Source organism: Streptomyces sp. NPDC006265 (genome assembly GCF_040613555.1).
Classification (GTDB): domain Bacteria; phylum Actinomycetota; class Actinomycetes; order Streptomycetales; family Streptomycetaceae; genus Streptomyces.
Genome location: NZ_JBEXSH010000418.1, coordinates 1 through 7,747, shown reverse-complemented (window position 1 = coordinate 7,747; position 7,747 = coordinate 1). Strand labels below are relative to the sequence as shown.

Genomic DNA, 7,747 nt, shown 5'->3' with positions numbered 1-7,747 from the left:
CGGGATCGGGCACCGTCGCGGCGGGCGGAGCCATCGGCATGGCGACCGGGCCGCCGGGCGGCAACGGCACGTGCCCGGTGGTCTCCGGCGTCGGCGGGGCGGAAGCCGGGGCCGGCCCCGGTCCGGGCGGGGGCGCCGGATATCCCGGTGCCGGGGGCGGCGGGGGCACGGGCACGGAGCCCTGGTGCGCGCCCGCGTGCTGCGGGCCCGGGTGATGTGCGGCCGGCGACCAGCCCGTAGCCGGTCCGTGCCCCGGCTGATGGGGCGGCGGCAGCGGAGAACCCACTGCGTGCTGCATCCGGTGCCACTCCGTCTCGTACAGGCGATGGGCGCTGACAGCGGGGGCGGAACCCGCTTTCCCCCACAGCCTAAAGGGCGTGGGGGGACCCCCATCCGAACGGTACCGCCCCCGGTCGTCGATGTGTGAACGGCCGGGGGCGGCCCGAAGTGCCCGGCCCGTAAGGCGATTTCGGGCGGAAGACGTGCCGGAGGACTTACTGCCCCACTTCGCCGTACGCGGCGAGCAGCACGGCCGGGTCGGGTCCCTCCAGGACGGTGGGCTTGGCCAGACCGTCGAGGACGATGAAGCGCAGGAGGTTGCCGCGCGACTTCTTGTCGACCTTCATGGTCTCCAGCAGCTTGGGCCACTGGTCGTGCCGGTAGTGCAGGGGCAGCCCGACCGCTTCGAGGATCGCGCGGTGACGGTCGGCCGTCGCGTCGTCCAACCGGCCCGCCAGACGCCCGAGTTCGGCGGCGAAGTGCATGCCGACCGAGACCGCCGCGCCGTGGCGCCACTTGTAGCGCTCGTTCTTCTCGATGGCGTGGCCCAGCGTGTGGCCGTAGTTGAGGATCTCGCGCAGGCCGGACTCCTTGAGGTCGGACGACACGACGTCGGCCTTGACCCGGATGGAGCGCTCGATGAGCTCGGCCGTGTGCGGGCCGGCCGGGGTGCGGGCGCCCTGTACGTCGGACTCGATGAGGTCCAGGATCACCGGGTCGGCGATGAAGCCGGCCTTGATGACCTCGGCGAGCCCGGAGACGTAGTCGTTGACCGGCAGGGAGTCCAGCGCGGCCAGGTCGCAGAGCACACCGGCGGGCGGGTGGAAGGCGCCGACGAGGTTCTTGCCCTCGGCGGTGTTGATGCCGGTCTTGCCGCCGACGGCCGCGTCCACCATGGCGAGCACGGTGGTGGGGATGGCGATCCAGCGCACCCCGCGCAGCCAGGTGGCCGCGACGAACCCGGCCAGGTCGGTGGTCGCACCGCCGCCGACGCCGACGACGACGTCGGTACGTGTGAATCCCGACTGGCCGAGCGCCTTCCAGCAGTAGGCGGCGACCTCGGCGGTCTTGGCCTCCTCCGCGTTGGGCACCTGGACGGCGACCACTTCGTAGCCCTGCTCGGCCAGGTCGGCGCGCAGCGCGTCGCCGGTCTCGGCCAGCGCCTCGGGGTGGAGGATCGCGACGCGCTGGGCCTTCTCGCCGATCAGCCCGCCGAGTTCACCCAGCAGTTGCCGGCCCACCAGGACCTCGTACGGGTCGGTCCCCGCGGTGCCGCCGACCTGGATCCGCGTGACTGCCTCGCTCATGCTTTCTTCAACTCCAGTGCGTCCAGGGCGGCTTCGGTGACCTCTTCGGGGGTCCGGCCGTCGGTGGCGACCACGGCCGTGGCGACCTCCTCGTACAGGTGGCGGCGGGCCTCCATGAGCTCGCGCCACTGCTTGCGCGGGTTGACCGCGAGCAGCGGGCGGGCGGTGTTGAGGCCGGTGCGCTTGACCGCCTCTTCGACGTCCATCGACAGGTACGCCACGCGCTGCCCGGCGAGCAGTGCGCGCGTGTCGCTGTCGAGGATCGCTCCGCCGCCGAGGGCCAGGACGCCGTCGTGCTCGCCGAGCGCCCGCCGCACGGCCGCCTTCTCGATCGCCCGGAAGACGGACTCGCCCTCGTCGACGAAGATCTCGGCGATGGTCCGGCCCTGGTCGGCGACGATGTCGTCGTCGGTGTCCCGGTAGGAGACCCCGAGCCGCTCGGCCAGCAGTTGCCCGACGGTGGACTTGCCCACACCCATCGGGCCGACCAGGACGACCAGCGGGCCGCTCATCGGATGGCGAGGTTGTCGAGGTACGACGTCACGTTGCGGCGCGTCTCGGCCACCGAGTCGCCGCCGAACTTCTCCGCCACCGCGTCCGCGAGCACCAGTGCCACCATGGCCTCGGCGACGATACCGGCGGCCGGGACCGCGGAGACGTCGGAACGCTGGTGGTGGGCCTGCGCGGCCTCGCCGGTGGTGACGTCCACGGTCTGCAGGGCGCGCGGCACGGTCGCGATCGGCTTCATCGCCGCGCGGACGCGCAGCAGCTCACCGGTGGTCAGACCGCCCTCGGTACCACCGGAGCGGCCGGTGGTGCGCCGGATGCCGTCGTCGGTCTTCACGATCTCGTCGTGCGCCTTGGAGCCGGGCACTCGCGCCAGTTCGAAGCCGTCGCCGATCTCGACGCCCTTGATCGCCTGGATGCCCATGAGGGCGCCGGCGAGGCGGGCATCGAGCTTGCGGTCCCAGTGCACGTGCGAACCCAGGCCCACCGGCACGCCGTACGCCAGGATCTCCACCACGCCGCCGAGGGTGTCGCCGTCCTTGTGGGCCTGGTCGATCTCCGCGACCATCGCCTTCGACGCGTCCGCGTCCAGGCAGCGCACCGGGTCCTCGTCCAGCCGCGCGACATCGGCCGGGGTCGGGTAGACACCCTTCGGTGCCTTGGCCGCGGCCAGCTCGACGACGTGGCTGACGATCTCGACGCCGGTCGTCTCCTTGAGGTACGACCGGGCCACCGCGCCCAGGGCGACGCGAGCGGCCGTCTCACGTGCCGAAGCACGCTCCAGGATCGGCCGGGCCTCGTCGAAGCCGTACTTCTGCATGCCCGCCAGGTCGGCGTGGCCGGGCCGGGGCCGGGTCAGCGGGGCGTTGCGGGCGAGCCCGTCGAGGATCTCCGGGTCGACCGGGTCGGCGGCCATGACCTGTTCCCACTTCGGCCACTCGGTGTTGCCCACCATCACCGCGACCGGGGAGCCGAGGGTCAGACCGTGCCGGACGCCGCCGAGGAAGGTGACCTCGTCGCGCTCGAACTTCATCCGGGCACCGCGCCCATAGCCCAGGCGCCGCCTCGCGAGATGGTCCGCCACCATGTCCGTGGTGATCGGCACACCGGCGGGAAGGCCCTCCAGCGTCGCCACGAGTGCGGGACCGTGGGACTCCCCCGCGGTCAGCCAGCGCAACCTGCTCAACGGTGCTCCTCAGTGCTCGCGCTCTGGTACTGCCCTGCGTACGCGCCTCGTCGCGTACGGCGACGGCGGGACCGGGTGCGCGGCCCGGTCCGCCATCTCCGATCCTCCCACGCCGGGGCCGCTTGCCCGGCGGCTGGTCCATCAAGCGGACGCGCTCGTGGACGGGCCGTCGCCCGGACGCTGCTGCGGCGCGTACGCCCCGAGGAAGTCGGCACCGCTCGGCTGCTGCGCGGGCTCGGCCTGACGCGGTGGGGCGTACGCCCCCAGGTGATCGGCCCCGCTGCCCTGCTGCTGAGCCGGCTGCGTCTGCTGCGGCGCGTACTGGCCCAGGTAGTCCGCACCGCGCCCCTGCCCGAACTGGGCGGCGGCGTGGACCGGCTGCCCGTCGCGGACGGCGCGCCGGTAGGCGATCTTGCGCTTGATCTTGACGACCCAGGACGCCACGACGGCGAGCACGATCAGGGCGAGCACCGTGATCTGCACCCAGTCGGGCAGGAATCCCAGCAGGGACTCGAATATCTGGGACTTGACGGACGCCTGAGGCAGCCCTGCGGACATGACGGACGTTCCCCTCCCTGTTCCGCCCCCTGCGGAACCGAGAGCGGATCTTAGCGGGCCGCGAGAGCCCGCTCGCCCGCTTTTCGCATGGCGTCCAAGGGCGCCGGTGACAGCCCCGTCATCTGCTCGACCTGAAGCACGGCCTGGTGCACCAGCAGGTCGAGACCGCTGACGACGGCACCGCCGCACGCCGACCAGCGGGCGGCGAGGTCGGTCGGCCAGGGATCGTAGAGGACCTCGAAGAGGGCCTCCGGGCGCTCCGGCACGGACCGGGCGAGGGCGTCGGTGACACCGGCCGGCGTCGTGCTGATCACCAGAGGGGCGCGCAGGGCCTGCTCGGCATCGGCCCAGTCCGCGACTCGGACGGCGACACCGAGCCGCTCGGCCCACTGCCGCATCTCGGTGGCCCGGGCCTCGCTGCGCACGTACACGGCGATCTCGCCCGGGCAGATCCGGGACAGCGCGGCCAGCGCGGAGGAGGCGGTGGCGCCGGCGCCGAGGATGGCGGCGGAGTCGACCCGCTCGATGCCGCGTTCGCGCAGCGCTGCGACGATGCCGGGGATGTCGGTGTTGTCGCCGATCCGGCGGCCGTCCTCGGTGCGGACGACAGTGTTGACGGCGTCGACCGAGGCGGCGGTTTCGCTGATCTCGTCGAGCAGCGGGATCACTGCTCGCTTGAGCGGCATGGTCAGCGAGAGCCCGGCCCACTCGGGGCCGAGCGTCTCGAAGAACGCGGGCAGCCCGGCCTCGTCGACCTCGAACCTGTCGTACGTCCACCCTTCCAGGCCCAACTCCTGGTAGGCGGTGCGGTGCAGGGCCGGGGAGAGGGAGTGGGCGATCGGGGAGCCGAGTACGGCGGCCCGGCGGGCGCGGGCGTCGACTGCCCCTGCTGGCATGAATTCCGTCCTTAGCCTCGTGCGATCCAGGTCTGTGGCGGTTCCTACCGTGCCTCGCCAGGTGAAACGCAGGCGAATGTGAGGGTCAAGGAGCAGAATCCGCGTCACGGCCGCCATGGACCCTATCGCGCTCTCAGCCCGATCCGCATGCCGTGCAGCCAATACCACCGGGCCGGCCATGCCTGGGCGCGGTCGGACCTGACGGGGCCACAGGTGTCTTGTCTCCGTCCGACAGCCAGCCCGCGGACGCCCCTCCACTAGCCGAACAGGTGATCCCGTCCGCTAAGCCGGACCCGCCCTCGCGCCATTTACCGGACGCTGGGATGAAGGTCACGAGCGATGACCGTCTTCTGGCGACCTCACCTGAACGCTCGACCGACGCTTCGCCACCGTGCAATGCGTCTCGCCGACTCGCAACAAGCTCAGCGTCTGCCCTCACCGTCATGGACTAGAAATGAAGATCGCGCCTTCACCTCAATGGCAGCAGTCACACCGAGCGGACTTGGTCCATTTTCTGAATGAACGTCCTCCGCTGATCTCAGACACTGAACCTGCGCGTACGACGGTGGGACGTGGCATCCCCTCACTATCCACCATTTCGTGAGGCGTTGAACTGGTCGACCAGTTTCTGGTGTTCGGCGTTCGTCTTCGTGAACTTGCTGGTCTTGCCGTCGAGCGAGATGAAGTAGTACCAGCCGTCGTCCGTCGGCTTGAGGGCGCCCTTGATCGCGTCCTCCCCCGGATTGTCGATCGGACCGGGCGGCAGGCCCTTGTGGAAGTACGTGTTGTACGGGTTGTCGTAGTTCCGCAGTTCGCTCAGGCTCAGGTCGATCTTGCTCTGGTTCTTGATGTAGTTGTAGGTGGAGTCGAACTCCAGCATGCCGTTGGTCTGCGGGTTGCCGGGCTTCATCCGGTTGTAGACGACCTCGGCCATCTTGCGGAAGTCACTGTGGCTCGTGCCCTCGGCCTGGACCAGGCTGGCGATGGTGACCAGTTGCCACGGGTCCTCGAGTCCGAGGCTCGCGGCCTTCTTCTCGACGCCGAGCTTCTCGTACGTCGTGGTGGCCCGCTTGACCATCTGCTTCAGGACGGCCGCGGGCTTCTGCCCCTCGCTGACGCCGTAGCTGGAGGGGTAGAGGAAGCCTTCCAGCGGGTCCTTGACGTCGGCGTGGTTCTGCGCCCAGGAGGGCAGGCCGAGCTGCTCGTAGTCCTTCTTGGCCACGGCGGCAGTGGTGCCTTCCTTGACCTTGAGCCGCTTGTCGATGAGCCGGTAGATGTCGGCGTTGCGCCGGCCCTCGGCGATGATCAGGTTGTCGCGGCTCTTCGGACTGAGCATCAGTTCGACCGCACTCGCGGCCGACATGTGCTTCTGCAGCGTGTAGACGCCGTCCTGGATGCCCTTGCCGTTCGGGTTGTCCTCCTGGGCGGCGACGAACGCGTCAACGCTCGCGACGACCCCCGCGCTCTTCAGCACCTGGCCGATCTTGTAGCCGAGCGCTCCCTCGGGGATCTCGACGGACACCTGCTGCCCGTTGCCGTCGCCCGCGAAGTCCGGGGCGTCGCCGAAACGATCCTGGTAGAACTGGTAGCCGAAATAGCTGACGCCTACCAGGCCGCCGCCGAGGAGCACGACGACCAGCAGGCAGGCCATGCCGCTGCGGCGCTTCTTCGGTTTGCCGCCGCCGCGCCCCCGCTTGTCCTCGCGCCCGCGGCGCTCCCCCGGCTCGTCGCCGTCGTCATCGTCGTCACCGCCCGCGAAGAAGGCGTGCTCGCCCTGATCGGGGCCGGGGTCCCAGTCGGTCACCGCTTCCTGAGCGGGCTCCTGAGCGGGCGCGACCCCTCGCCGGCCGGGCGGCTCCGGGGGCGGATACGCGTCGGGCGTGCCGTAGTAGTCCTGCTGACCGCCGCCGTAGGCACCGGCCTGCTGCCCATAGGGGTCCGCCGGGTCACCGGGGTAGGAGACCTGCTGGTGCGGGTCGTTGACCCAGCCGCCGGTGTCGTACTGCTGCTGGTGGTAGCCCTGGGCCTGCTGGTGTCCGGGGTCCTGCTGGCCGGGGTACTGCTGGTGGCCGTGGGCCTGTGCCGCGTAGTGCTGGTCGTACGGGTACTGCTGCTGCGCCTGACCGTATCCGGCCTGCTCACCGGTGCCCCAGTCGCCGTACTGCGGCTGCTGCGGCTGCTGCGGCTGCTCTGGATAGTGCTGCGGCTGGCCGCCGTAGGGGGGCTGCTGACCCTGATGGGCCTGCTGTCCGTCCCATCCGCCGTCCCCGTACAACGGGTCCTCCGGATGCCACGGTTCGGAGCCTTGGCCCCGGCCATACTCAGTCATCGATCCCCTAGAGCCGCGAGGCGGCGGTCGCGCGGTTTCCGGACCGGCTCCCGTCCCGCCTCTTGCTGTGCGGTGGCTGTTCGAATGCCGCCACATCGCGCGGAACGTTACCGTATCGCGATCAGATGACCACTTCGACGCCTTCGCCGGGTGCTTTACCTGATGCCCGTTCGGATTCGAGGGCTTGTTGCAGGATGACCACGGCTGCCGCCTGGTCGATGACGGACCGGCCCTTCTTGGATTTCACGCCCGAGGCGCGCAGTCCCTGGCTGGCCGTCACCGTCGTCATGCGTTCGTCGAGAAGTCTCACCGGAACCGGTGAGATCATGCGGGCCAGTTCCTGGGTGAAGCCCCGGACCTTCACCGCGGCCGGGCCCTCGCCGCCCTTGAGGGAGCGCGGGAGACCGACCACGACCTCCAGCGGCTCGTACTCCTCGACGAGTTGCTTCAACCGTCGCTGAGCTGCGGGGATGTCACGCCCCGGGACCGTCTCCACCGGGGTGGCGAGGATCCCGTCGGGGTCGCACGAGGCGACCCCGATGCGGGCGTCCCCGACGTCGATCGCGAGTCGACGTCCTCTGCGCATGCTGTTCCGACCCGTCTCTTACTTGGCCGTCTCGGTGACCAGGCGCTCCACGGCGTCCACGGCGTCACCGATGGCGGCCGGGTTCTGGCCACCGCCCTG

Annotated in this window: 8 protein-coding genes; all 8 read right to left on the bottom strand. The window is 70.5% G+C overall.

The window, feature by feature from the left end; genetic code table 11:
- A partial coding sequence (locus tag ABZ281_RS28800) for a Pro-rich N-terminal domain-containing protein (protein WP_356660101.1) occupies positions 1-298 on the bottom strand: 298 nt, incomplete at its 3' end.
- A 196-nt stretch (positions 299-494) separates the two neighbouring features.
- Positions 495-1,586, bottom strand: a complete 1,092-nt coding sequence (gene aroB / locus ABZ281_RS28795) for a 3-dehydroquinate synthase (protein ID WP_356660099.1) — start codon at positions 1,584-1,586, stop codon at positions 495-497.
- On the bottom strand, positions 1,583-2,098 hold the full coding sequence (locus ABZ281_RS28790) for a shikimate kinase (protein ID WP_356660097.1): 516 nt from the start codon (positions 2,096-2,098) through the stop codon (positions 1,583-1,585). The genes aroB and ABZ281_RS28790 overlap by 4 nt, the downstream gene beginning before the upstream one ends.
- Positions 2,095-3,279, bottom strand: a complete 1,185-nt coding sequence (gene aroC, locus ABZ281_RS28785; RefSeq protein WP_356660095.1) for a chorismate synthase — start codon at positions 3,277-3,279, stop codon at positions 2,095-2,097. Before aroC ends, ABZ281_RS28790 begins: the two co-directional genes overlap by 4 nt.
- A 141-nt stretch (positions 3,280-3,420) precedes the next feature.
- A complete protein-coding gene (locus ABZ281_RS28780) occupies positions 3,421-3,837 on the bottom strand; it encodes a hypothetical protein (RefSeq protein ID WP_356660093.1) in 417 nt (138 codons plus the stop codon).
- A gap of 50 nt (positions 3,838-3,887) precedes the next feature.
- Positions 3,888-4,733 carry a shikimate dehydrogenase gene (locus ABZ281_RS28775; protein WP_356660091.1) on the bottom strand — a complete coding sequence of 282 codons (846 nt, stop codon included), beginning with the start codon at positions 4,731-4,733 and terminating at the stop codon, positions 3,888-3,890.
- A 586-nt stretch (positions 4,734-5,319) separates the two neighbouring features.
- Positions 5,320-7,062, bottom strand: a complete 1,743-nt coding sequence (gene mltG / locus ABZ281_RS28770) for an endolytic transglycosylase MltG (RefSeq protein ID WP_356660089.1) — start codon at positions 7,060-7,062, stop codon at positions 5,320-5,322.
- Positions 7,063-7,183: 121 nt separating this feature from the next.
- The gene (gene ruvX, locus ABZ281_RS28765) at positions 7,184-7,648 is read right to left on the bottom strand and encodes a Holliday junction resolvase RuvX (protein ID WP_356660087.1); all 465 of its coding nucleotides are present in this window, start codon (positions 7,646-7,648) and stop codon (positions 7,184-7,186) included.
- Positions 7,649-7,747: the final 99 nt, after the last annotated feature.

Coding starts and splice junctions, on each gene's coding strand:
- ABZ281_RS28790 (WP_356660097.1), bottom strand. CDS start 2,098: ATGAGCGGCCCGCTGGTCGTCCTGGTCGGCCCGATGGGTGTGGGCAAG.
- ruvX (WP_356660087.1), bottom strand. CDS start 7,648: ATGCGCAGAGGACGTCGACTCGCGATCGACGTCGGGGACGCCCGCATC.
- aroB (WP_356660099.1), bottom strand. CDS start 1,586: ATGAGCGAGGCAGTCACGCGGATCCAGGTCGGCGGCACCGCGGGGACC.
- mltG (WP_356660089.1), bottom strand. CDS start 7,062: ATGACTGAGTATGGCCGGGGCCAAGGCTCCGAACCGTGGCATCCGGAG.
- ABZ281_RS28780 (WP_356660093.1), bottom strand. CDS start 3,837: ATGTCCGCAGGGCTGCCTCAGGCGTCCGTCAAGTCCCAGATATTCGAG.
- ABZ281_RS28775 (WP_356660091.1), bottom strand. CDS start 4,733: ATGCCAGCAGGGGCAGTCGACGCCCGCGCCCGCCGGGCCGCCGTACTC.